The following is a 21,777-nucleotide window of genomic DNA, read 5'->3' as shown; positions in this document are numbered from 1 at the left end:
GTCACGTCGCGCGCGTCAAAGCATGAGGTATACAATGCGCGCCATCGTGATTCTGCTCAGAAAAGGTGCGTCATGCAGCCCTTCGTAATTGCTCCGTCGATTCTCTCCGCCGACTTCGCCCGCCTGGGCGAAGAAGTGGACAACGTCCTGGCCGCTGGCGCCGACTTCGTGCACTTCGATGTCATGGACAATCATTACGTGCCCAACCTGACCATCGGCCCGATGGTCTGCGCGGCACTGCGCAAGTACGGCGTGACCGCGCCGATCGACGCCCACTTGATGGTCAGCCCGGTGGATCGCATCGTCGGTGACTTCATTGAAGCCGGCGCGACCTACATCACCTTCCACCCGGAAGCCACCCAGCACGTCGACCGTTCCCTGCAACTGATCCGCGAGGGCGGCTGCAAGGCGGGCCTGGTGTTCAACCCAGCCACTCCCCTGAGCGTGCTTGAGTACGTGATGGACAAGGTCGACATGATCCTGCTGATGAGCGTCAACCCGGGCTTCGGCGGGCAGAAGTTCATTCCTGGCACCCTCGACAAACTGCGTCAGGCCCGTGCGCTGATCGATGCTTCGGGGCGCGACATTCGCCTGGAAATCGACGGCGGGGTCAATGTGAACAACATCCGTGAAATCGCCGCTGCCGGCGCTGATACCTTCGTGGCCGGCTCGGCGATCTTCAATGCGCCGAACTACCAGGAAGTGATCGAGAAGATGCGTGCCGAACTGGCGCTGGCTCGTCCATGAGTGGCTTTGAGCAGCTGTTCCCGGGGCGTCTGCCGCGGCTGGTGATGTTCGATCTGGATGGCACGCTGATCGATTCGGTCCCCGACCTCGCGGTTGCCGTGGATAACATGCTGCTCAAAATGGGCCGTGAACCCGCCGGCCTTGAGTCGGTGCGCGAGTGGGTCGGTAACGGTGCGCCGGTGTTGGTTCGCCGCGCGCTGGCCGGTGGCATCGACCATTCGGCGGTCGATGACGGTGAGGCCGAAGGTGCGCTGGAGATTTTTATGGAAGCCTACGGTGGCAGCCATGAACTGACCGTGGTCTATCCCGGCGTGCGCGACACCCTGAAATGGCTGCACAAGCAGGGCGTCGAGATGGCGCTGATCACCAACAAGCCGGAGCGCTTTGTCGCGCCGCTGCTGGATCAGATGAAGATCGGCCGTTACTTCAAATGGATCATCGGCGGCGACACCCTGCCGCAGAAGAAACCCGACCCGGCCGCGCTGTTTTTCGTGATGAAAATGGCCAACATTCCGGCGTCGCAGTCGTTGTTTGTCGGCGATTCGCGCAGTGATGTGCTGGCGGCGAAAGCAGCGGGGGTCAAGTGTGTGGCGCTGAGTTATGGCTACAACCATGGCCGGCCGATTGCCGAAGAGTCACCGGCGCTGGTGATCGACGATCTGCGCAAGCTAATTCCCGGTTGCCTGGACCCGGCGGCTGAGATAACGTTGCCCGACGCTGCTCAACCCCCTTCTGGAAACGCCATCGTGGTGGTCACTCGCAAACTCTGGATGAAAGTCATCAAGGCCCTGGCCCGCTGGCGTTGGCGCGCCTGACTTGTTCCTGGCCGGCATCCCGGCGCGTTTGCATACCTGACTGTTAGACCCTCAAGCCACGAGGCTACCCCATGATCCGCGAAGAATTCCTGCGTTTGGCCGCTGCCGGCTATAACCGTATCCCGATGGCCTGTGAAACCCTGGCCGACTTCGACACGCCGCTGTCGATCTACCTGAAACTGGCCGACGAGCCCAATTCCTACCTGCTGGAATCGGTGCAGGGCGGGGAGAAGTGGGGCCGTTACTCGATCATCGGCCTGCCGTGCCGCACCGTGCTGCGGGTTCACGATCACCACATCAGCGTGACCCACGACGGCGTCGAGATCGAAAGCCTTGAGGCCGAAGACCCACTGGCCTTCGTCGAAGCATTCAAAGCCCGCTACAACGTCCCGACCATCCCTGGGCTGCCGCGCTTCAACGGCGGGCTGGTGGGTTACTTCGGTTATGACTGCGTGCGTTATGTGGAAAAGCGTCTGGGCAAATGCCCGAACCCCGATCCACTGGGCGTGCCGGACATTCTGCTGATGGTGTCCGACGCGGTGGTGGTGTTCGACAACCTCGCCGGCAAGATGCACGCGATTGTCCTTGCCGACCCGGCGCAAGCCGATGCCTTCGAGCAAGGTCAGGCACGTCTGGAAGAGTTGCTGGAGAAACTGCGCCAGCCAATCACCCCGCGTCGTGGCCTGGACTTCAGCAAGCAACAGTCGGCTGACCCGGTGTTCCGTTCGAGCTTCACCCAGGACGATTACGAAAAAGCTGTCGACACCATCAAGGAATACATTCTGGCGGGTGACTGCATGCAGGTCGTGCCGTCCCAGCGCATGTCGATCGACTTCAAGGCGGCGCCCATCGATCTGTACCGGGCGCTGCGTTGCTTCAACCCGACGCCTTACATGTACTTCTTCAACTTCGGCGACTTCCACGTCGTCGGCAGTTCGCCGGAAGTGCTGGTGCGGGTCGAAGACAACCTGATCACCGTGCGCCCGATTGCCGGCACCCGCCCACGCGGAGCCAACGAAGAAGCGGATCTGGCGCTGGAAAAAGACCTGCTGTCCGACGACAAGGAAATCGCCGAGCACTTGATGCTGATTGACCTTGGCCGCAACGACACTGGCCGGGTTTCGGAAATCGGTTCGGTGAAACTCACCGAGAAGATGGTGATCGAGCGCTATTCGAACGTGATGCACATCGTCTCCAACGTCACCGGGCAATTGAAGGCCGGGCTGACGGCGATGGACGCGCTGCGGGCGATTCTGCCGGCGGGCACCTTGTCCGGCGCACCGAAGATTCGCGCGATGGAAATCATCGACGAGCTGGAGCCGGTCAAGCGTGGCGTCTACGGCGGGGCGGTGGGTTACTTCGCCTGGAACGGCAACATGGACACTGCGATTGCGATCCGCACTGCGGTGATCAAGGACGGCGAACTGCACGTGCAGGCCGGTGGCGGCATCGTCGCCGATTCGGTGCCGGCGCTGGAATGGGAAGAAACCCTGAACAAACGGCGTGCGATGTTCCGCGCGGTCGCGTTGGCCGAGCAAACCCCCGAAGGCTGAGTTCACACGAAACCTGTGTGAGCGAGCTTTTGTGGCGAGGGGGCTTGCCCCCGTTGGGGCGCGAAGCGGCCCCCTGCATTCTTTCAGGTTTATCGAGCGGTCTGGATTTGCGACTGCTGCGCAGCCGAACGGGGGCAAGCCCCCTCGCCACAATAAGTGTTCAGCATAAAAAACGCGGCGCCTGTGAGGGCGCCGCGTTTTTTATGGCCTGCCAATTCAGATCACCAAAAGATCGCGTCCCCCGAAGGCTGCGATCTTTTGATCTAACGATTTAGAAGTCCAGGCTCACCCCAAGGTTCACGCCCTGCTGGGTAAAGTCATCATCCTTGCGAATGTCATAACTCGCCCGCAACGCCAAATCCTTGGTGAGGTTATGACTCACACCCAGGTTCAAACGGTTCAGATTGGTTTGCGGGGTGTAGCCGGCCAGGGTGTAGCGGTTGCCCGGCAGGCTGTTGAGGTTCATGGTCACGTCCTGGGTATCGTCGTTGTACTCACGCTCGTGGGCCAGTTCGCCGAATACCTGGGTCTGCGAGGTGATCTGATACTTGCCCTGGAGGCCAATGCCAAGACGCCGGGAGATGCGTGACTGGTCATCGAACGTCAGGGCGGTGGAGTCGGCGCCATCCTCCGAGTAACCGTCGACCTCTACCTTGGCGAAGTCGGCGCTGACGAACGGCGACAGGTGCCATGGGCTGCTCGCCAGTGGCGCGATGTCGTAACCGACGCGACCACTGAAAGCCACCAGGTAACCGTCGGTATCGCCTTTCTCCCCGCGTTCGTTGACCCCCAGCTGGAATTTGCGTTTGAGGCTGTCGTAGTCCAGATGCCCGGCCGTCACGGCCGCATCACCCCACCAACGATTCTGCTGATACTGAGCGAACGCCGTACCCATGTAGGTGTTGAGCTTGTAGTCCGAATCGTTGTCACCGGCTTCAAGCTTCTGGTTGTAGAAACCCGCAGCCAGGCCGACGCGCCATGCGTCATTCAGCCGGTAGCTGCCACCGATGTTCAGGTTGGCGCCATTGCCGTCAGCACTGGCGCCGCTGCGCTGGCTGTCGAAGTCTTGATGCTGGCCGCCACCGGCGACAATCGCCCGCCATTGACCCACGCCTTGCCAGTTTTCCCAATCCGCCAGCCACTGGTTACGCAATTCATCCTGATGGGAGCGCAAAGTGCCCTGGGCCATTTGCGGCAACAGGGTCGCCTCCCATGGCGCGGACAACAGCGAGTAGGCGTAATCAGCAATCAGGCGTTGCCCGGCTTCGGTCGGGTGCACCGAGTCGTTGTAGATCAGCTTGGTTGGGTCCGGCGTCGCACTGTTGATTCCGTAGCGAGCGTTCTCGGTGCAACTGTTGCCGCTGAAGCAGGTGGCGCTCAGGTTTTGGTCAGTGGCCAGGCCGAACTGCCCCGGGTTGGCAAACGTCTCTTTGAGCAACACCGGAATGTTCAGCGGGATGATGTTGGCGTTGATGCCCTGCAGTTGGCTCACCAGTTCGGTGTTGAACTGGTTGCTCAGTTGGGACGTGAAGTCTTGCAACGGCGAGCCATTGAACGCCGGGGTAAAGCCGATATCCGGCAGCAGCCAGACCATGATGTAACGGGCGCCGGCCTGTTGCAGGGCTTGTGCGCTGCTGGCCAGGCGATCGGCGGCGGCGCTGGCCTGGGGCAGGCTGGTCACGCGACCTTGCAGGAAATCGTTACCACCGCCCGAGAGGTAATACAGTGCATTCGGGTCGGCGCGAAAGCCGTTCGACGGCAGATAGCCCGCGCGGGTGCGTTCGCCAGTGGCGGAAGTGCTGGTGATCGAATCGAGGATCTGGTCGGTGCGATAACCGCCGACCGCCCAGTTGTTACCATCGGGCTGGCCTTCGTTGGCGCGTACTGCCGAAGACGAGGACGCTGTCTGGTCCGCCGAATACCCCAGTTTTCCCCCAAGAATTTGCGTGGCGTTGAGCGAGCGTTCTTCACCGCTGCCGTCCAGGTAGACCGGGCCGGTGCGGTTGGTGAAGCGCTGGGTGGACCCGGCAGGCCCGCCGGTGTCGGCGAAGGTCCCGGCGTCGTTGAGGCTGTCGCCGAAGACGATGAAACTCGTGTAAGGATTGGGCGCCGCATTCGCCTGGGCGCAGGCCATGGCGAGCAGGCAACTGGCGAGCGGTACAAACAACGTCTGTTTGATCATGTGCAAGTCCGTTTAATTATTGTTGTAGAGAACGAAACGACAGTACCAAAAACTTCCGGCCTTTTGCCATCTGTCGCGAAGCCTTCATTTGTTTCGCCAGCCTTGGCGTGCGCCTTATTGCACGCTCTGCCCAGCTAAGTTACTGTGCCGAGACGTATGAATGAGACCTTTCCCGTGTTGATCATCAGCAAACTCCTGGATCAAGTCATCAAGGCACACGCCCGCTGGCGTTGGCGCGCCTGAATTCTTTTGCCGGCCCCGCCGGACCTGTACCCGCTTCGCCTTCTGTACCTGTTTGAAATGCCGCTTTGCTGGCGCCACTCCAGCACCTGACAAAGCGCAGCACACTGCGGGTAATCATTCGAAGGCTGTATTAAAAGTCAGTGAATTCAAGAGGTTCCCAGCGCCATGTTGCTGATGATCGATAACTACGACTCTTTTACTTACAACGTTGTGCAGTACCTTGGTGAGCTTGGCTCCCAGGTCAAAGTCGTGCGCAACGATGAACTCACCATCGCCGAAATCGAGGCCCTCAATCCTGAGCGCATCGTCGTGTCCCCCGGTCCTTGCACGCCGACCGAAGCTGGCATCTCCATCGAAGCGATCAAACACTTCGCCGGCAAACTGCCGATCCTCGGTGTCTGCCTCGGCCACCAGTCCATCGGCCAGGCCTTTGGCGGTGATGTGGTGCGCGCCCGTCAGGTGATGCACGGTAAGACTAGTCCGGTATTCCACGAGGACAAGGGTGTTTTCGAAGGCCTGAACCGTCCGCTGACCGTCACCCGCTACCACTCGTTGATCGTCAAGCGTGAAACCTTGCCCGAGTGCCTGGAGCTGACCGCCTGGACCCAGCTCGAAGACGGCTCGGTCGACGAAATCATGGGCCTGCGCCACAAGACGCTGAACATCGAGGGTGTGCAATTCCACCCGGAATCGATCCTCACCGAGCAGGGCCACGAGCTGTTCGCCAACTTCCTCAAACAAACCGGCGGCACGCGCTAAGGACTTTTCATGAACATCAAGACAGCCCTGGGCCGTATCGTCGATCACCTCGACCTCAGCACCGATGAAATGCGCGATGTCATGCGTGAAATCATGACCGGGCAATGCTCGGACGCGCAGATTGGCGCGTTCATGATGGCCATGCGCATGAAGAGCGAAAGCATCGACGAAATCGTCGGTGCGGTATCGGTCATGCGTGAGCTGGCGGACAAAGTCGAACTCAAGACCCTCGACGGCGTGGTCGATGTGGTCGGCACCGGCGGTGACGGCGCCAATATCTTCAACGTCTCGACCGCGTCTTCCTTCGTGGTTGCAGCGGCCGGTTGCACGGTGGCCAAGCACGGTAACCGTGCCGTCTCGGGCAAGAGCGGCAGCGCTGACTTGCTGGAAGCCGCCGGGATCTATTTGAACCTGACGCCAATTCAGGTCGCGCGCTGTATCGATAACGTCGGCATCGGTTTCATGTTCGCCCAGACGCACCACAGTGCCATGAAGTACGCCGCCGGTCCGCGCAAGGACCTTGGCCTGCGCACCCTGTTCAACATGCTCGGCCCGCTTACGAATCCGGCCGGCGTGAAACATCAGGTGGTGGGCGTGTTCAACCCGGCGCTGTGCCGGCCATTGGCCGAAGTCTTGCAGCGTCTGGGCAGCAAACATGTGCTGGTGGTGCATTCGAAGGATGGCCTGGACGAATTCAGCCTCGCAGCGCCGACGTTCGTCGCGGAGCTGAAGAACGATCAGATCACCGAGTATTGGGTCGAGCCGGAAGACCTGGGCATGAAGAGCCAGAGCCTGCACGGCCTCGCGGTGGACAGCCCGGCCGCTTCCCTCGAACTGATCCGCGATGCCCTGGGCAAACGCAAGACCGAGAACGGCCAGAAAGCCGCCGAGATGATCGTGCTCAATGCCGGTGCCGCGCTGTATGCCGCTGACCACGCAACAAGTTTGAAAGAGGGCGTTGCCCTGGCGCACGACGCGCTGCACACCGGCCTCGCTCGGGAAAAACTCGAGGAGTTGGGTGCGTTTACCGCGGTATTTCGAGTGGAGAATGAGGGATGAGTGTACCGACGGTTCTGGAAAACATTCTGGCCCGCAAGGTCCAGGAAGTTGCCGAGCGTAGCGCCCGTGTCAGCCTGGCCGAGCTGGAAAGCCTGGCCAAGGCTGCCGATGCACCCCGTGGTTTTGCCCGGGCACTGATCGCCCAGGCCAAGCTCAAGCAGCCGGCGGTGATTGCTGAAATCAAAAAGGCCTCGCCGAGCAAAGGCGTGATCCGCGAGAACTTCGTGCCGGCCGACATCGCCAAGAGCTACGAGAAGGGCGGCGCCACGTGCCTCTCCGTGCTCACCGATATCGATTTTTTCCAGGGTGCCGATGCCTATCTGCAACAAGCGCGCGCCGCGTGCAAGCTGCCGGTGATCCGCAAGGACTTCATGATCGATCCGTATCAGATCGTTGAAGCCCGGGCCCTGGGCGCCGACTGCGTGCTGTTGATCGTCTCCGCTCTGGACGACGTGAAAATGGCCGAACTGGCGGCGGTGGCCAAGAGTGTCGGCCTCGATGTGCTGGTGGAAGTCCACGATGGCAACGAGCTGGAGCGGGCCTTGAAAACCCTCGACACGCCGTTGGTCGGCGTGAACAACCGCAACCTGCACACCTTCGACGTGAATCTGGAAACCACCCTCGACCTGTTGCCGCGCATCCCCCGTGATCGCCTGGTGATTACCGAGAGCGGCATTTTCAATCGCGCCGATGTCGAGCTGATGGAAATCAGCGACGTGTATGCGTTCCTGGTTGGCGAAGCGTTCATGCGCGCCGAAAGCCCGGGCACCGAGCTGCAGCGTTTGTTCTTCCCAGAGCGCGGCACTGCAGTGAGCGGTTCTACACTCGACTGAACCTGATTCAATGAAGAAGCCGGCGATGCCGGCTTTTTTATAGCCCCGACAAAGGATTTTGCTGCCATGACCCAGCCCGTTGCCCTGACTGTCGAAGCCGGCCTGCTTGCCGAGCAGGATCTGTTGGCGCATGTGTGCACCGGCGATTCAGAGTTTGGCCTGCTGTTTTGGCAGCCAAGCGATCGAGCGCTGGTCATGCCGCGCCGGTTGAATCGTCTTCCGGGTTTCGACGCCGCGTGCGAGGTGTCGGCGGCGGCGGGCTGGCCGGTGCTGCTGCGCGAAACCGGCGGTGAACCGGTGCCGCAATCGGCCGCAACGATCAACATTGCCCTGGTCTATGCAGCACCGCGCAGCGAAGGTGACCAAAACCGCATCGAAACCGCTTACCGCCGGCTCTGCAACCCGATGTGTCAGCTGCTGGATGAGTTGGGCGGCGTCTCGTCATTGGGGGAGGTCGACGGCGCCTTCTGTGATGGCCGCTTCAACGTCAACCTCGACGGGCGCAAGATGGTCGGCACCGCCCAGCGCTGGCGTCAGAGCAAGGGTGGAACGCGTCCGGTAGGCTTGGTGCACGGGGCGTTGTTGCTGGATAACGAACGGGAATCGATGGTCGCGGCGGTCAACCGCTTCAATGAAGCGTGCGGCCTGGAACAGCGGGTTCGTGCCGAAAGCCACATCGCCTTGCATGAAAAGTTCGCTGCGCCTGATGCGCTGGAGCGCCTCCATGCGCTGTACCGCCAGTTGCTGGCAGAGATGTTCGAGGCTTAACGCGTGCCGAAGACCACCATGGTCTTGCCTTTGACATCCACCAGGTTGCGTTCCTCAAGATCCTTGAGCACGCGACCGACCATCTCCCGGGAACACCCGACAATCCGCCCGATTTCCTGACGGGTCACCTTGATCTGCATGCCGTCCGGGTGGGTCATGGCGTCTGGCTGCTTGCACAGTTCCAGCAGGCAGCGGGCGACACGGCCGGTCACATCGAAGAAGGCCAGGTCGCCGACCTTGCGCGTGGTATTGCGCAGGCGCTGTGCGATTTGTCCGCTCAGTACGTAAAGAATGTCTGGATCTTGCTGGGACAGTTCGCGGAACTTCGCGTAGCTGATTTCCGCGACTTCGCATTCGACCTTGGCGCGTACCCAGGCACTGCGTTGCTGTTCCATGCCGGCCTGTTCAAACAGCCCGAGCTCGCCGAAAAAGTCCCCGGCGTTCAGGTAGGAGATGATCATCTCGCGGCCGTCATCGTCCTCGATCAGGATGGTGACCGAGCCCTTGATGATGAAGAACAGCGTGTCCGAACGATCGCCGGCACAGATGATGTTGCTCTTGGCCGCATAACGATGGCGCTGGCAGTGCATCAACAGCTTGTCGAGGTTCTTGATTTTGGGTGTTGGGGTAATAGCAACCATGGTTGTATCCCGAAAAGACTGCACGGTGTGGTTGGTTTTTTTATGAATTGCTGATGACGACGCTGCAGGGTTGGCTAAGCGCCAGCGAATTGGCGCCAGCTTAACAGACACATTCCTTCAGGATTCGAGAATTTACGCGGGAGATTGGCACGTCCGTCCTAGGAAGGCGAGGCGCTGTCATTGCGAGGCCCTGTGCTAAGCTGGCGACCCTTTTTTATACAGTGGAGTCTTGGCGATGAAGGCACGCATCCAATGGGCTGGCGAAGCCATGTTCCTCGGCGAATCCGGCAGTGGTCATGTCGTGGTCATGGACGGTCCGCCGGACGCCGGTGGTCGCAACCTGGGTGTACGCCCGATGGAGATGCTCCTGCTGGGTGTCGGCGGTTGCAGCAATTTCGATGTGGTCAGCATTCTCAAGAAGTCCCGGCAGGCCGTCGAAAGCTGCGAAGCCTTCCTCGAAGCCGAACGCGCGACCGAAGATCCCAAGGTGTTCACCAAGATCCACATGCACTTCGTGGTCAAGGGCCGGGGTCTGAAAGAAGCCCAGGTCAAACGCGCCATCGAACTGTCCGCCGAGAAGTATTGCTCGGCCTCGATCATGCTCGGCGCGGCTGGCGTGGCGATTACCCACGACTACGAGATCATCGAACTCGGTTGATTCGACATTCAACTATCATAAAAGCAGTGCAGACTCTGGCGATCCATAGCTGACGTCTGCATAATGCGCCACTTTTTTCAGGGTCGTGGCCCGTCAACCGACAGGCCGCTGATCCGAACGGACAACCAAAATCGCCATCGCGAAGAGGTGTTAACCGTCCTACGCAGCTGCGTTGTTCGCATCTGACGGGCATGCTTGATCACGCGGCCCGGGCCGCAATACATAGAGAGTTTTTAACGGTGAAAAGCAGACTCAAGCTCCACGGGTTCAATAACCTGACTAAGACCTTGAGCTTCAACATCTATGACATCTGCTACGCGGAAACCCCGCAAGACCAGCAGGCTTACGTCGAGTACATCAATGAAGAGTACAACGCGAAGCGCCTGACGCAGATCCTCACAGAAGTTGTCGATATCATTGGTGCCAACATCCTGAACATCGCCAGTCAGGATTACGATCCACAGGGCGCCAGCGTCACGATTCTGATCTCTGAAGAGCCGGTCACCCCGACCGACAGCCAGATCGAAGAGTCCCCGGGCCCGTTGCCCGAGATTATCCTGGCCCACCTCGACAAGAGCCACATCACGGTGCACACCTACCCGGAAATCCATCCGGTGGACGGTATTGCGACATTCCGTGTGGACATTGACGTGTCGACCTGTGGTGTCATTTCACCGCTTAAAGCGCTCAACTTCCTGATTCACCAGTTCGATTCGGACATCGTGACCGTGGATTATCGCGTGCGCGGATTCACCCGTGACGTTGAAGGCAAAAAGCACTTCATCGACCACGAGATCAATTCGATCCAGAACTACCTCTCCGAAGACACCCGCGACAGTTACCAGATGACTGACGTGAACGTGTACCAGGAAAACCTGTTCCACACCAAAATGCTGTTGAAGAACTTCGAACTGGACGATTACCTGTTCGGCGACGCGACCAACAGCCTGTCCTCTGAGCAACGTGCCCAGGTGACTGAACGTGTGAAACACGAAATGCTGGAAATCTTCTACGCGCGCAACATGCCGAGCTAAGATTTTCGAATACAAAAAAAGGCGACTACCTCGGGGTAGTCGCCTTTTTTATGGGTTTCGCAGGGATCAAATCCGATACGTACTCTTGGTCATTACCTTGGCCAACAAACTCATTCCGAACTTCACCGGCGCCGGGAAGCGGAATCCGCCAGCGTCCAGCGCGCTCTCCGCATGATGTTCTTCATCAATGCGCATCTGCTCAAGAATCGCCCGGGATTTTTCATCCTCGGCCGGCAACTGTTCAAGATGTTCATTCAAGTGCTTGCACACCTGATGCTCGGTAGCCGCCACAAACCCCAGGCTGACCTTGTCGCTGATCAAGCCGGCGACAGCGCCAATCCCGAACGACATGCCATAAAACAGCGGATTGAGAATGCTGGTGTGACTGCCCAATTGGTGGATACGTTGTTCGCACCACACCAGGTGATCGATTTCTTCTTCGGCAGCATGTTCCATCGCGGCGCGCACGTGCGGCAGCTTGGCGGTCAGGGCCTGGCCCTGGTACAGCGCCTGGGCGCAGACTTCGCCGGTATGGTTGATGCGCATCAGGCCGGCCACGTGCCGGGTGTCTTCATCGCTCATTTGCGTTTCGGGCTGCACGATGGCTGGCGACGGACGGTACGGCTGACCACTGAACGGCAGCAGGGTACGCATCGCGGCATCGGCTTGCAGCAGAAGGCGGTCAATCGGCGAGTAGTGACGCTGGGTAGTCATGCTGACCTCCGGGGGGGAATCTCGGCGGCCAGTTTAACCGAATCGGCCGGGGAAGGTTTGCGCTGGGTCATTGCAGCACCGCGACCTGTAGGAGCAAGGCTTGCCCGCGAAAGGGGTGACGCGGTCATTCAGATAGACCGCGTTATCGTTCTTCGCGGGGCAAGCCTCGCTCCTACAGGGGAAGGTGTTGAATCAGCCCGGCGGCCAGGTCATCTGGCGCTGACCGAGCACATGCATATGAATGTGGTAGACAGTCTGCCCACCGTCTTCATTGCAGTTCATGACCACGCGGAAACCTTTTTCACAGCCCAGCTCCAGCGCCAGGCGTTGGGCGGTGAACAGGATATGCCCGGCCAATGCCTTGTCCTCTTCGGTCAGGTCATTGAGGGTGCGCACCGCTTTTTTCGGGATGACCAGAAAATGCACCGGTGCCTGTGGGGCGATGTCGTGGAAGGCCAGTACCTGGTCGTCCTCGTAGATGATCCTGGCCGGGATTTCCCGGTTGATGATCTTGGTGAACAGAGTATCCACAGCTGTTTTCTCCGTTGTTTGGGCTGGCCTGAGTGTACCCATGGGGTAGGCGCGAGCCCAGCTTATTACCTTCAAGGGTTTCAGCGCGGGCAGTAAGCCTTGTTGACCATACCGGCGATTGTCCGGGTCAGCCATCGCGAACCGAATCGCGGCAGGACGGCGAACCAGCGATTAAGTCGGCCAGGAATAATGATGGCGCGATTTTTGGCCAGGGCCCGCACGGTATACAGCGCCACTTCTTCGGGGCTCATCAGCAGTCTACTGTCGGTGACTTTGACGGTGTCCAGTTGCGCCGTGTGGAAAAACGCCGTGCGCGTAGGACCTGGGCACAGCACCGACACCTTGACCGCACATTTCTTCAGCTCGACGCGCAAGCCTTCGGAAAAGTGCAGCACGTACGCTTTGCTCGCGTAGTAAGTGCTCATCCACGGGCCGGGGTGGAACGCCGCCACCGAGGCGACATTCAGAATCTGCCCGCCGCCCTGCAACGCCATGCTGTTACCGATGGCGTGACACAGGCGGGTGAGGGCGAGGATGTTCACCTCGATCAAGTCCTGCTCGGTCATCCAGTCCTGGGCCAGGAACGGGCCGCACGTACCGATACCGGCGCAGTTGACCAGCAGATCGATCTGGCGATCACCTTCTTCCAGTTCCAGCAGGAACCCAGACAGCCTCAAGGGCTCGCCCAGATCGCAGGCGCGGAATAGCACTTCCACGCCAAAACGCTGAGTCAGTTCAATCGCAATGCTTTCCAGCTGATCACGCTGTCGGGCCACCAGAATCAGGCTGCGGCCACGGCGGGCCAGCGCTTCGGCCATTGCCAGGCCGATACCGCTGGAAGCGCCAGTGATCAGAGCGTAACGGGTCATGCAGTTCTCCATCGCAACAGCTCCGCGCCGGCGACGCAGGTGTCACGGGCGGGGAGCGCTGTTCATTCTTTCGCAGAGTCTACAGGGGCCGGGGCTTCTTCGGCCTCTTCGGCTTCATCGTCTGCGGAATCGGGTGCTTGCACGGCCTCGTCAGCTGGCTCGGCTTCGACCTCGTCAGTGGTTACCGAGCCACTGTCGTAGCTGGTTTGCGCCGCAGTTTCGTACTCTTGCTCGATAGCGTTGAAGCCGCCCGCCAGCAAAGCTATGAAGATGATCGCTGTAAGCACAACCCAGAGCGAAGCCAACACCTTGACGGCCGTGCTATTCGGCGGAGGAGGTGGGCCGTATTGGTTGGCAATGTTGCTGCCGGGCACCGCCATGATCACGAACGGGAAGAAACTGCCCAGGAGCGGCACAAGATTCAGCAGCCAGAGCCAGCCGGACCAACCGATGTCGTGCAGGCGCTGGACGCTGATCTGAATACTGACGACCGCGAGGGCGAAGCACAGGATGACCGCTATCAGGCCGCCAATAATCAAGCCTGCGGTGGAATCGGCACTGATGATCGCGATGGCCAGTAGGGCCGCTACGGAGCCTACGGCCAGCATGACCAGCGTCAGGGCCATCGTCCACGCCAGATAGCGCAAGCGACCGATGCGGCCTTCGACGCCGAAGGGCTTGAGCGTGGAAAACGCCGGCAGGCTTTCGCCGACAGCGGCTCGGGGCGGCGCGTAAGGGGAGGAGGGCTCGGCGAAAACTGGTTGGCTGCTGGCGGGCACATGCTCGTGAGCATCGGCCAGATTGAGCTCTATCGACGGTTCGCTTTCGATTCGGGCATCGATACCGGTTTTCGTCAGCGCCTGCAGGTAGGTTTGCGCGTCGATCTGCGACAAGCCTTGCTTGAGCGTGACCGTCTTGCCGGTGAACAGCCGTTCAACGGCAGCCACTTCGCTTTTATACAGCTCGGCGAGATTAAACTTGGCGGTAGTGACATCAACACCTGGCAGCAGAGCGCCGTCGAAAACAATCTTGAAACGGTTGTCGCTCATTGCGAGGCATCCTTGTCGCGAGAAATTAAGTTAGGAAACGTTACAGGTGTGGAGTGTAAAGCCAGCCGGGTTGGCTGGCCAAAATTTTCATCTCAGCGCGGCCAGCGTTTTGGCAGTTGTGCCGCCAGCTCCAGCGCCTTGCGGTATTCCGCGTCCAGCCGTGCGACCAATTGATCGACACTCGGCAGGTCATCGATTTCCCCTACACCCTGCCCGGCAGACCACACGGTTTTCCAGGCTTTGGCTTCATCGCTGATGGGCTTGAGCTTGGAACCGAAGTTCACTTCACCCTTGCCCTGCAAGGCGGCCATGTCGAAGCCGGCGGCCTCCAGGCTCTGACGCATGAAACTCGCCGGTACACCCGACACCGCTGGAGTATGAACAATGTCCGCCGCTCTGGATGTCAGCAACATCTCCTTGTAGGCGTCAGGCGCGTGACTTTCAGTGGTGCCGATAAATCGCGTGCCGAAGTAGGCCAAATCCGCACCGAGCAATTGTGCGGCGAGAATCTCGTGGCCATGGTTCAGGCAGCCGGCCAGCAGCAGGGTCTTGTCAAAGAACTGGCGAATCTCGGCAATCAGCGAAAACGGGCTCCAGGTTCCGGCGTGTCCGCCGGCTCCCGCAGCCACCGCGATCAAACCGTCGACACCCGCCTCGGCGGCTTTCTCCGCGTGGCGGCGCGTCGTCACGTCGTGAAACACCAAGCCGCCATAGCTGTGCACAGCATCGACCAGTTCTTTCACGGCACCGAGGCTGGTGATCACGATCGGCACCTTGTGCTCGATGCAGATATCCAGGTCCGCTTGCAGGCGCGGGTTGCTGTTGTGGACGATCAGGTTCACCGCGTACGGCGCCGGGTTTTCCAGTGTCGCCAAGCCTGCTTCGATTTCTTCCAACCAGGCCTTGAAGCCGCTGCTCTCGCGCTGGTTCAGCGCAGGAAAACTGCCCACTACGCCATTTCGGCAGCAGGCCAGCACCAGCTGAGGATTGGAGATCAGGAACATCGGCGCGGCCACTACCGGCAGGCGTAGACGTTGTTCGAGCAGAGCGGGCAGCGACATTGGAAGTACCCCGATAGATGTTTGCTTATTGGATTAGAACGGTCGAACGACGACCAGAATTACGATAGCCAGCAATATCAGAACCGGCACTTCATTGAACCAGCGATAAAAGACATGGCTGCGGGTGTTTTCGCCACGGGCAAAACGTTTTACCTGGGCGCCGCACATGTGGTGGTAGCCGATCAGGATCACCACGAGGGTCAACTTGGCGTGGATCCAGGCGCCCTGGCTGAAGATGCTCGGGTTGAGGTAGATCAGGGCAAGGCCGAAGACCAGGGTGGCGATCATCGCCGGGCCCATGATGCCCCGATACAACTTGCGCTCCATGAGGCTGAAGCGTTCCTTGCTGACGGTGTCTTCGCTTTGCGCGTGATAGACGAACAGTCGCGGCAGGTAAAACAGGCCGGCAAACCAGCAGACCATGCTGACGATGTGAAGCGCTTTGAGCCACAGATAAAGCATTTTTAGTTATTCCCAGGTTCACGGTAGCCCGGATAGTAGAGGCTTGAGCGTCCGCACGTCACCTTGCCGGTTGTCGCAGGACGATACGGGCCCTATTATCGACGGCTTTCCAGTGGGTTCGTTGAGGGCAGGTTTATGGTCAAGGTCGGTATCGTCGGCGGCACGGGTTACACCGGTGTCGAATTGCTGCGTCTGTTGGCACAGCATCCGCAAGCTGAAGTGGTAGTGATCACTTCCCGATCCGAGGCCGGTCTGGCCGTGGCTGATATGTACCCGAACCTGCGAGGCCACTACGACGGCCTGGCGTTCAGCGTTCCGGACATCAAGACCCTGGGCGCCTGCGATGTGGTGTTCTTCGCCACGCCACATGGTGTTGCCCATGCCCTGGCTGGTGAATTGCTGGCTGCCGGCACCAAGGTCATCGATCTGTCGGCGGACTTCCGTCTGCAAGACGCTGATGAATGGGCCAAGTGGTACGGCCAGCCGCACGGTGCACCGGAGTTGCTGGAAGAGGCGGTCTATGGCCTGCCTGAAGTCAATCGCGAGCAGATCAAGCAAGCGCGCCTGATCGCCGTGCCGGGTTGCTATCCAACCGCAACCCAGTTGGGTTTCCTGCCATTGCTCGAAGCCGGTCTGGCGGACACTTCCCGTTTGATCGCTGACTGCAAGTCGGGTGTCAGCGGTGCTGGTCGGGGCGCAGCGGTAGGTTCCTTGTACTCCGAGACGTCGGAAAGCATGAAGGCCTACGCGGTCAAAGGTCACCGTCACCTGCCGGAAATTCGCCAGGGGCTGCGTCGCGCATCGGGCAAAGACGTTGGCCTGACCTTCGTTCCGCACCTGACGCCGATGATTCGCGGCATTCACTCGACGCTGTACGCGACCGTCGTCGATCGTTCGGTGGATCTGCAGGCGCTGTTTGAAAAGCGTTACGCCAACGAACCGTTCGTCGATGTGATGCCGGCCGGCAGCCATCCGGAAACGCGCAGCGTGCGCGGTGCCAACGTTTGCCGTATCGCCGTGCATCGTCCACAGGATGGTGACCTGGTGGTGGTGTTGTCGGTGATCGATAACCTGGTCAAGGGCGCGTCGGGCCAGGCGGTGCAGAACCTGAACATCCTGTTCGGGCTGGATGAACGCTTGGGTCTGTCCCACGCGGGCATGCTGCCTTAAGCGCAGCCACAAGCTTCAAGTTGTAAGCCTTAAGCTTAAAGCTAACGACTTGAAGCTTGCCGCTGCTCCTTCTAATAGTTGACCAATTTTCTAGGAGAAGCGGATAATGCCCGTCATCACGCATTATGGCGGCGTAACGCCGGGAGATAGTTAGCATGAGCGTCGAATCCTTCACCCCCACGGCTTTGCAATTCACCCACGGTGCCGCGCACAAGGTGAAGAGCCTGGTCGATGAAGAGGGGAATGATCGCTTGAAGCTGCGCGTATTTGTTACGGGCGGTGGTTGTTCAGGTTTTCAGTACGGCTTCACCTTCGATGAAGAAGTGGCCGATGACGACACCATCGTCGAGCGCGAAGGTGTGAGTCTGGTCGTAGACCCGATGAGCTTCCAGTACCTGGTAGGTGCTGAGGTGGATTATCAGGAAGGTCTGGAAGGTTCGCGGTTCGTGATCAAGAATCCGAACGCCAGCACCACCTGTGGTTGCGGTTCTTCGTTCTCGATCTGATCGCGCATCACCGAATTACAAGGCGCCGCAGGGTTTCACAGCCCTGCGGCGTTTTGCTGTCTGGCCTTTAAGCAGGGTAGATGGCGCCGAGTACGCGCAAGCCGCGGGCACCGGTGACGCTTGGGCGGTTGGCGGCGATGCCTTCGAGGCAGCAATGGGCCAGCCAGGCGAAGGCCATGGCTTCGACCCAGTCCGGGTCGACACCGTAAGCGGCGGTGCTGCTGACTTTGGCATTCGGTAGCAGGCTCGCCAGGCGGGCCATCAGCGTAGCGTTGTGGGCGCCGCCGCCGCAGACCAGTAATTCACGGGTATCTGATTGGGCACTTTGCAGTGACTCAATAATGGTCAGGGCGGTCAGTTCGAGCAGGGTCGCCTGTACATCTTCAGGAGCGAAGGTGGGCAAGTGCGAGAGGTGCTGCGTCAGCCAAGGCAGGTTGAATACTTCGCGGCCGGTGCTCTTGGGGCCTTTGGTCACGAAGAATGGATCACTGAGTAGCTCGCTCAACAAGGTGGGTTCAACCTTGCCGCTGGCTGCCCATCGGCCGTCGCGATCGAAATTGTCGCCGCGTTGCTGGTGAATCCAGGCATCCAACAGCACATTGCCCGGGCCGCAGTCGAAACCGGCTACGGGTTTGCCAGGCTCGATCAGGCTCAAGTTACTGAAACCGCCGACGTTCAATACTGCTCGGTTGCCTGGCTGTTCTTCAAACAAGGCTTCGTGAAAGGCTGGAACCAGTGGCGCGCCCTGGCCGCCTGCGGCGACGTCGCGACTGCGGAAATCACCGACCACGGTGATGCCAGTCAGCTCGGTCAGCAGGGCGGGGTTGCCGATTTGCACCGTGAACCCGCGTGCCGGTTCGTGGCGAATGGTCTGGCCGTGGCTGCCAATCGCGCGAATGTCTTCGGCTTTCAGGTTTTGTTGATCGAGGAGGGTGTGAATGCCCTGTGCTGCCAGATTCACCCAGTTCTGTTGGGCGATGGCGGAGCGGGCAATCTCGTCCGGGCCGCTGGCGCACAGGCCAAGCAGCTCGGCGCGCAGGGATTCAGGCATGGGGATGTAGTGCGTGGCGATCAGTTTGATCGCCGGGGTTTGTTCGATCAGCGCAATGTCCAGGCCATCAAGGCTGGTCCCGGACATCACGCCTATATAGAGCGCCATGCTTAGCGTTTGCTCGACGCGAGCATGGTGGCCTTCTCTTGGTCCATCCGAGCCATCAATGGCTGGCTTTGCGCGAGGAAGCGCGAGCGCTCGCCTTTGGCAATCGGGTCAGCCATCGGCAGCTTCTGGCCCAGTGGATCGACGTGCACGCCATTGACCTGGAATTCATAGTGCAAGTGCGGGCCGGTCGACAGGCCGGTGGTGCCGATGTAGCCGATCACCTGGCCTTGTTTGACGCTGCCGCCAGTCTGCACGCCTTTGGCGAAACCTTGCATGTGGCCGTACAACGTACGGTAGGTGTTGCCGTGCTGAATGATGATGGTGTTGCCGTAACCACCACGGCGACCGGCCAGCAGAACTTTGCCGTCCCCGGTTGCCTTGATCGGCGTACCGCGTGGTGCTGCGTAATCGACACCTTTGTGCGCGCGGATCTTGTTCAGGATCGGATGCTTGCGGCCCATGGAGAATTTCGAGCTGATGCGGGCGAAGTCTACCGGAGTACGGATGAATGCCTTGCGCATGCTGTTGCCGTCAGCCGTGTAATAGCTGCTGTTGCCTTGTTTGTTGGTGTAACGCACGGCGGTGTAGGTCTTGCCGCGGTTGGTGAAGCGTGCGGACAGGATCGGGCCAGTGCCGACAGCCTTGCCGTTGACGACTTTCTGTTCGTAGATCACATCGAATTCGTCGCCTTGGCGAATATCCTGGGCGAAGTCGACGTCGTAGCCAAACACGCTGGCCATGTCCATGGTCAGGCTGTGGGACAGGCCGGCGCGAGCCGCGGACTGCGACAGCGAGCTATTGATCACGCCGTGAACGTAGGCGGAGCGTACGGTCGGTTTGGCGGTAATACGGTTGAACACATAACCCTTGTCGTTCTTGGTCAGGGTGATGCTTTCGAGGTCGCTGACTTTGCTGTGCAGGTTGGTCAACTGGCCTTCAGGGTTCAGTTCGAATTCGAGCTTCTGACCATGCTTGAGTTGGCTGAACTGTTTGGCTTGCTTGTCGCTGGCCAAAATTTCATGCACTGAGGCGGCGGGCAGGCCGACCTTTGCAAACAGGGTAGAGAGGGTGTCGCCTTTGCCAACAATGACTTCTTTATGGTTGGGGGCTTTCTTTGGTTCGACCACTGGCGCAGGGGCGGCTTGAGCGGTTTCCTTGGTGTCTTCGGCGCTGTCTTCGATCTGCGCGAACGGGGAGCCTGCCGGTTCATTTGTGGCTTGGACGGCATCGGCAGCGTCTTGATCTTGTGTCAGTTGTTCAGCAGGACTTTCCAGTTCAAGGCTCAGGGTCGTCTTTTTGGCTTCAACATCACTGGAAGGAAATACCAGGAGAGCCAGGCTGAGAAGGGCGGCGATCCCACTTGCGGCAAGCAGGTGGGTCTTCGGGTAAAGCGGCGGCGCTTTAGACGGTTCTGTGGTCATAGGTAATTTTTGACTTTGAAAAGATGAATTGGAAAAGATGAATGACATGATGAAGATGAAATAACTGTATAAAATATAACCAAATCATCTCTGAAGCAAGCCTGCGGATGCTCTGTCTGTGGATTGGCGTGCGTGCGCCGGGCAAAACTTGTATTTGGTGCGCGATCTTGTATGGTTGGTTCCCTTTGAATCTGAGCCTTGCGGGTCTGTTATGAAGTCGGTTGAAGAGCAGCTAGCGCTGATCAAACGTGGTGCAGAAGAACTATTGGTCGAGTCCGAGCTGATCGAAAAGCTCAAGCGTGGCCAGCCGCTACGTATTAAGGCGGGCTTCGATCCGACCGCGCCGGATTTGCACCTGGGTCACACAGTGCTTATTAATAAGCTGCGTCAGTTCCAGGAGCTGGGGCACCAGGTGATCTTCCTTATAGGAGACTTCACCGGGATGATCGGCGATCCGAGTGGCAAGAGTGCCACCCGTCCTCCGCTGACCCGCGAGCAGGTTCTCGAGAATGCCGAGACCTACAAGACTCAGGTTTTCAAGATTCTCGATCCGGCCAAAACCGAAGTGGCATTCAACTCCACCTGGATGGATCAGATGGGGCCGGCCGACTTCATTCGTCTGACTTCGCAGTACACCGTGGCTCGCATGCTCGAGCGCGATGACTTCGACAAGCGTTACACAACCAATCAGCCGATCGCCATTCATGAGTTCCTGTATCCGTTGGTTCAGGGTTATGACTCGGTGGCCTTGCGCGCGGACGTCGAGTTGGGTGGTACCGACCAGAAGTTCAACCTGCTGATGGGGCGTGAACTGCAGCGTGGTTATGGGCAGGAGCCGCAGTGCATTCTGACCATGCCGTTGCTCGAAGGTCTGGACGGCGTGAAGAAGATGTCCAAGTCGTTGGGCAACTACGTCGGCATCCAGGAAGCGCCTGGGGTCATGTACAGCAAGCTGGTTTCCATTCCGGATGCGCTGATGTGGCGCTATTTCGAATTGCTCAGCTTCCGTTCCATGGATGAGATCATTGCGTTCCGTGCTGATGTCGAAGCGGGTGCCAATCCAAGGGACATCAAAATCAAGCTGGCTGAAGAGATTGTTGCGCGTTTCCATGGGGAGGAGGCTGCGGCCAGTGCTCACCGTGCGGCGGGGAACCGTATGAAGGAAGGCGAGCTGCCGGATGATCTGCCAGAGATCGAGCTGACTGCTGCTGAAGATATGCCGATTGCTGCTGTCCTTAATAAGGCGGGCTTGGTGAAGAACTCGGCAGTGGCGCGCGATCTTCTGAATTCGGGCGGCGTGCGTATAGATGGTGAGGTTGTCGATCGCACCTTTATATACGTACTGGGCGCGACCCATGTTTGTCAGGCTGGTAAGAAGGCTTTTGCGCGTATTACGCTCAAATCCGAATAAAGCTGAAATCAGTGCTTGACGGCAGATTCTGGAAGTCTATAATTCGCCCCACTTCCGGCGCAGTCGAAACGGAAAACTCCTTGGTAAACAAAGAGTTACGCAGTTTTCGGCAGCGAGTTGCTTCAGGTCATC

Annotated in this window: 22 protein-coding genes; 12 read left to right on the top strand and 10 right to left on the bottom strand. The window is 59.3% G+C overall.

Going from position 1 to position 21,777, the window contains the following annotated elements; genetic code table 11:
• The first annotated feature begins 72 nt into the window (after positions 1 to 72).
• The 3 genes from rpe (at position 73) to trpE (ending at position 3,115) form a co-directional block, all read left to right on the top strand.
• Positions 73 to 747, top strand: a complete 675-nt coding sequence (rpe, locus tag FQ192_RS16630) for a ribulose-phosphate 3-epimerase (RefSeq protein ID WP_123410522.1) — start codon at positions 73 to 75, stop codon at positions 745 to 747.
• Entirely contained in the window at positions 744 to 1,562 is an 819-nt protein-coding gene (locus FQ192_RS16625) for a phosphoglycolate phosphatase (protein ID WP_149659557.1), read from the top strand. Before rpe ends, FQ192_RS16625 begins: the two co-directional genes overlap by 4 nt.
• 71 nt (positions 1,563 to 1,633) lie before the next feature.
• The gene (trpE, locus tag FQ192_RS16620) at positions 1,634 to 3,115 is read left to right on the top strand and encodes an anthranilate synthase component I (protein ID WP_149659556.1); all 1,482 of its coding nucleotides are present in this window, start codon (positions 1,634 to 1,636) and stop codon (positions 3,113 to 3,115) included.
• A gap of 271 nt (positions 3,116 to 3,386) precedes the next feature.
• Here the strand turns inward: trpE and estP are convergent, their stop codons facing one another.
• Positions 3,387 to 5,297 (bottom strand): esterase EstP, encoded by a 1,911-nt coding sequence (gene estP, locus FQ192_RS16610; protein ID WP_149659555.1) that lies wholly within the window; start codon positions 5,295 to 5,297, stop codon positions 3,387 to 3,389.
• Between the two features lie 408 nt (positions 5,298 to 5,705).
• Here estP and FQ192_RS16605 point away from each other — a divergent pair, with 408 nt between their 5' ends.
• From FQ192_RS16605 to FQ192_RS16590, 4 genes are all read left to right on the top strand, one after another.
• A complete protein-coding gene (locus tag FQ192_RS16605) occupies positions 5,706 to 6,299 on the top strand; it encodes an aminodeoxychorismate/anthranilate synthase component II (RefSeq protein WP_149659554.1) in 594 nt (197 codons plus the stop codon).
• Between the two features lie 9 nt (positions 6,300 to 6,308).
• Entirely contained in the window at positions 6,309 to 7,358 is a 1,050-nt protein-coding gene (gene trpD / locus FQ192_RS16600; RefSeq protein ID WP_149659553.1) for an anthranilate phosphoribosyltransferase, read from the top strand.
• Positions 7,355 to 8,191: an indole-3-glycerol phosphate synthase TrpC gene (gene trpC / locus FQ192_RS16595; RefSeq protein ID WP_149659552.1), complete on the top strand. Its 837-nt coding sequence runs from the start codon at positions 7,355 to 7,357 to the stop codon at positions 8,189 to 8,191. Before trpD ends, trpC begins: the two co-directional genes overlap by 4 nt.
• Positions 8,192 to 8,257: 66 nt before the next feature.
• Positions 8,258 to 8,959, top strand: a complete 702-nt coding sequence (locus FQ192_RS16590; RefSeq protein WP_149659551.1) for a lipoate--protein ligase family protein — start codon at positions 8,258 to 8,260, stop codon at positions 8,957 to 8,959.
• On the opposite strand, the gene crp is transcribed toward FQ192_RS16590, so the two are convergent.
• Positions 8,956 to 9,600, bottom strand: a complete 645-nt coding sequence (gene crp, locus FQ192_RS16585; protein WP_149659550.1) for a cAMP-activated global transcriptional regulator CRP — start codon at positions 9,598 to 9,600, stop codon at positions 8,956 to 8,958. The two genes, FQ192_RS16590 and crp, sit on opposite strands and share 4 nt — an antisense overlap.
• Before the next feature lie 235 nt (positions 9,601 to 9,835).
• Here crp and FQ192_RS16580 point away from each other — a divergent pair, with 235 nt between their 5' ends.
• Both FQ192_RS16580 and speD read left to right on the top strand, forming a co-directional pair.
• Positions 9,836 to 10,258 (top strand): OsmC family protein, encoded by a 423-nt coding sequence (locus FQ192_RS16580; protein ID WP_007941657.1) that lies wholly within the window; start codon positions 9,836 to 9,838, stop codon positions 10,256 to 10,258.
• A 239-nt stretch (positions 10,259 to 10,497) separates the two neighbouring features.
• The gene (gene speD / locus FQ192_RS16575) at positions 10,498 to 11,292 is read left to right on the top strand and encodes an adenosylmethionine decarboxylase (RefSeq protein ID WP_149659549.1); all 795 of its coding nucleotides are present in this window, start codon (positions 10,498 to 10,500) and stop codon (positions 11,290 to 11,292) included.
• 66 nt (positions 11,293 to 11,358) lie between these two features.
• On the opposite strand, the gene coq7 is transcribed toward speD, so the two are convergent.
• The 6 genes from coq7 to hemJ form a co-directional block, all read right to left on the bottom strand.
• On the bottom strand, positions 11,359 to 12,006 hold the full coding sequence (gene coq7 / locus FQ192_RS16570; protein WP_123410512.1) for a 2-polyprenyl-3-methyl-6-methoxy-1,4-benzoquinone monooxygenase: 648 nt from the start codon (positions 12,004 to 12,006) through the stop codon (positions 11,359 to 11,361).
• A 192-nt stretch (positions 12,007 to 12,198) separates the two neighbouring features.
• Complete coding sequence (locus FQ192_RS16565) at positions 12,199 to 12,537, bottom strand: histidine triad nucleotide-binding protein (protein ID WP_149659548.1); 339 nt, start codon at positions 12,535 to 12,537, stop codon at positions 12,199 to 12,201.
• An 80-nt stretch (positions 12,538 to 12,617) separates the two neighbouring features.
• The gene (locus FQ192_RS16560) at positions 12,618 to 13,406 is read right to left on the bottom strand and encodes an SDR family oxidoreductase (protein WP_149659547.1); all 789 of its coding nucleotides are present in this window, start codon (positions 13,404 to 13,406) and stop codon (positions 12,618 to 12,620) included.
• A gap of 62 nt (positions 13,407 to 13,468) precedes the next feature.
• On the bottom strand, positions 13,469 to 14,455 hold the full coding sequence (locus FQ192_RS16555) for a DUF805 domain-containing protein (protein WP_149659546.1): 987 nt from the start codon (positions 14,453 to 14,455) through the stop codon (positions 13,469 to 13,471).
• A 92-nt stretch (positions 14,456 to 14,547) separates the two neighbouring features.
• Positions 14,548 to 15,516 carry a nitronate monooxygenase family protein gene (locus FQ192_RS16550; RefSeq protein ID WP_149659545.1) on the bottom strand — a complete coding sequence of 323 codons (969 nt, stop codon included), beginning with the start codon at positions 15,514 to 15,516 and terminating at the stop codon, positions 14,548 to 14,550.
• Between the two features lie 33 nt (positions 15,517 to 15,549).
• On the bottom strand, positions 15,550 to 15,978 hold the full coding sequence (gene hemJ / locus FQ192_RS16545) for a protoporphyrinogen oxidase HemJ (protein ID WP_149659544.1): 429 nt from the start codon (positions 15,976 to 15,978) through the stop codon (positions 15,550 to 15,552).
• Positions 15,979 to 16,113: 135 nt separating this feature from the next.
• On the opposite strand from hemJ, the gene argC reads away from it, so the two are divergent.
• The gene (gene argC, locus FQ192_RS16540) at positions 16,114 to 17,148 is read left to right on the top strand and encodes an N-acetyl-gamma-glutamyl-phosphate reductase (RefSeq protein WP_123512992.1); all 1,035 of its coding nucleotides are present in this window, start codon (positions 16,114 to 16,116) and stop codon (positions 17,146 to 17,148) included.
• Positions 17,149 to 17,303: 155 nt separating this feature from the next.
• Complete coding sequence (gene erpA, locus FQ192_RS16535) at positions 17,304 to 17,654, top strand: iron-sulfur cluster insertion protein ErpA (RefSeq protein WP_149659543.1); 351 nt, start codon at positions 17,304 to 17,306, stop codon at positions 17,652 to 17,654.
• A gap of 67 nt (positions 17,655 to 17,721) precedes the next feature.
• On the opposite strand, the gene FQ192_RS16530 is transcribed toward erpA, so the two are convergent.
• Both FQ192_RS16530 and FQ192_RS16525 read right to left on the bottom strand, forming a co-directional pair.
• Complete coding sequence (locus FQ192_RS16530) at positions 17,722 to 18,813, bottom strand: anhydro-N-acetylmuramic acid kinase (protein ID WP_149659542.1); 1,092 nt, start codon at positions 18,811 to 18,813, stop codon at positions 17,722 to 17,724.
• 2 nt (positions 18,814 to 18,815) lie between these two features.
• A complete protein-coding gene (locus FQ192_RS16525) occupies positions 18,816 to 20,234 on the bottom strand; it encodes a peptidoglycan DD-metalloendopeptidase family protein (RefSeq protein ID WP_149659541.1) in 1,419 nt (472 codons plus the stop codon).
• A gap of 211 nt (positions 20,235 to 20,445) precedes the next feature.
• Here FQ192_RS16525 and tyrS point away from each other — a divergent pair, with 211 nt between their 5' ends.
• Positions 20,446 to 21,645, top strand: coding sequence for a tyrosine--tRNA ligase (gene tyrS / locus FQ192_RS16520; RefSeq protein ID WP_149659540.1), 1,200 nt, complete (start codon positions 20,446 to 20,448; stop codon positions 21,643 to 21,645).
• Positions 21,646 to 21,777 lie beyond the last annotated feature (132 nt).

This window comes from Pseudomonas sp. ANT_J12 (genome assembly GCF_008370045.1).
Taxonomy (GTDB): domain Bacteria; phylum Pseudomonadota; class Gammaproteobacteria; order Pseudomonadales; family Pseudomonadaceae; genus Aquipseudomonas.
Note: the sequence above shows the minus strand (reverse complement) of the source record. Positions and strands in the feature narration are given on the sequence as shown.

Bases quoted from the DNA above. Each gene is read 5' to 3' on its own strand.
- argC (WP_123512992.1), top strand. From the start codon at position 16,114: ATGGTCAAGGTCGGTATCGTCGGCGGCACGGGTTACACCGGTGTCGAA.
- tyrS (WP_149659540.1), top strand. From the start codon at position 20,446: ATGAAGTCGGTTGAAGAGCAGCTAGCGCTGATCAAACGTGGTGCAGAA.
- FQ192_RS16550 (WP_149659545.1), bottom strand. From the start codon at position 15,516: ATGTCGCTGCCCGCTCTGCTCGAACAACGTCTACGCCTGCCGGTAGTG.
- FQ192_RS16590 (WP_149659551.1), top strand. From the start codon at position 8,258: ATGACCCAGCCCGTTGCCCTGACTGTCGAAGCCGGCCTGCTTGCCGAG.
- hemJ (WP_149659544.1), bottom strand. From the start codon at position 15,978: ATGCTTTATCTGTGGCTCAAAGCGCTTCACATCGTCAGCATGGTCTGC.
- coq7 (WP_123410512.1), bottom strand. From the start codon at position 12,006: ATGACTACCCAGCGTCACTACTCGCCGATTGACCGCCTTCTGCTGCAA.
- trpC (WP_149659552.1), top strand. From the start codon at position 7,355: ATGAGTGTACCGACGGTTCTGGAAAACATTCTGGCCCGCAAGGTCCAG.
- FQ192_RS16530 (WP_149659542.1), bottom strand. From the start codon at position 18,813: ATGGCGCTCTATATAGGCGTGATGTCCGGGACCAGCCTTGATGGCCTG.
- FQ192_RS16555 (WP_149659546.1), bottom strand. From the start codon at position 14,455: ATGAGCGACAACCGTTTCAAGATTGTTTTCGACGGCGCTCTGCTGCCA.
- crp (WP_149659550.1), bottom strand. From the start codon at position 9,600: ATGGTTGCTATTACCCCAACACCCAAAATCAAGAACCTCGACAAGCTG.
- trpE (WP_149659556.1), top strand. From the start codon at position 1,634: ATGATCCGCGAAGAATTCCTGCGTTTGGCCGCTGCCGGCTATAACCGT.
- FQ192_RS16560 (WP_149659547.1), bottom strand. From the start codon at position 13,406: ATGACCCGTTACGCTCTGATCACTGGCGCTTCCAGCGGTATCGGCCTG.
- trpD (WP_149659553.1), top strand. From the start codon at position 6,309: ATGAACATCAAGACAGCCCTGGGCCGTATCGTCGATCACCTCGACCTC.
- erpA (WP_149659543.1), top strand. From the start codon at position 17,304: ATGAGCGTCGAATCCTTCACCCCCACGGCTTTGCAATTCACCCACGGT.
- FQ192_RS16525 (WP_149659541.1), bottom strand. From the start codon at position 20,234: ATGACCACAGAACCGTCTAAAGCGCCGCCGCTTTACCCGAAGACCCAC.
- rpe (WP_123410522.1), top strand. From the start codon at position 73: ATGCAGCCCTTCGTAATTGCTCCGTCGATTCTCTCCGCCGACTTCGCC.
- FQ192_RS16625 (WP_149659557.1), top strand. From the start codon at position 744: ATGAGTGGCTTTGAGCAGCTGTTCCCGGGGCGTCTGCCGCGGCTGGTG.
- estP (WP_149659555.1), bottom strand. From the start codon at position 5,297: ATGATCAAACAGACGTTGTTTGTACCGCTCGCCAGTTGCCTGCTCGCC.
- FQ192_RS16580 (WP_007941657.1), top strand. From the start codon at position 9,836: ATGAAGGCACGCATCCAATGGGCTGGCGAAGCCATGTTCCTCGGCGAA.
- FQ192_RS16605 (WP_149659554.1), top strand. From the start codon at position 5,706: ATGTTGCTGATGATCGATAACTACGACTCTTTTACTTACAACGTTGTG.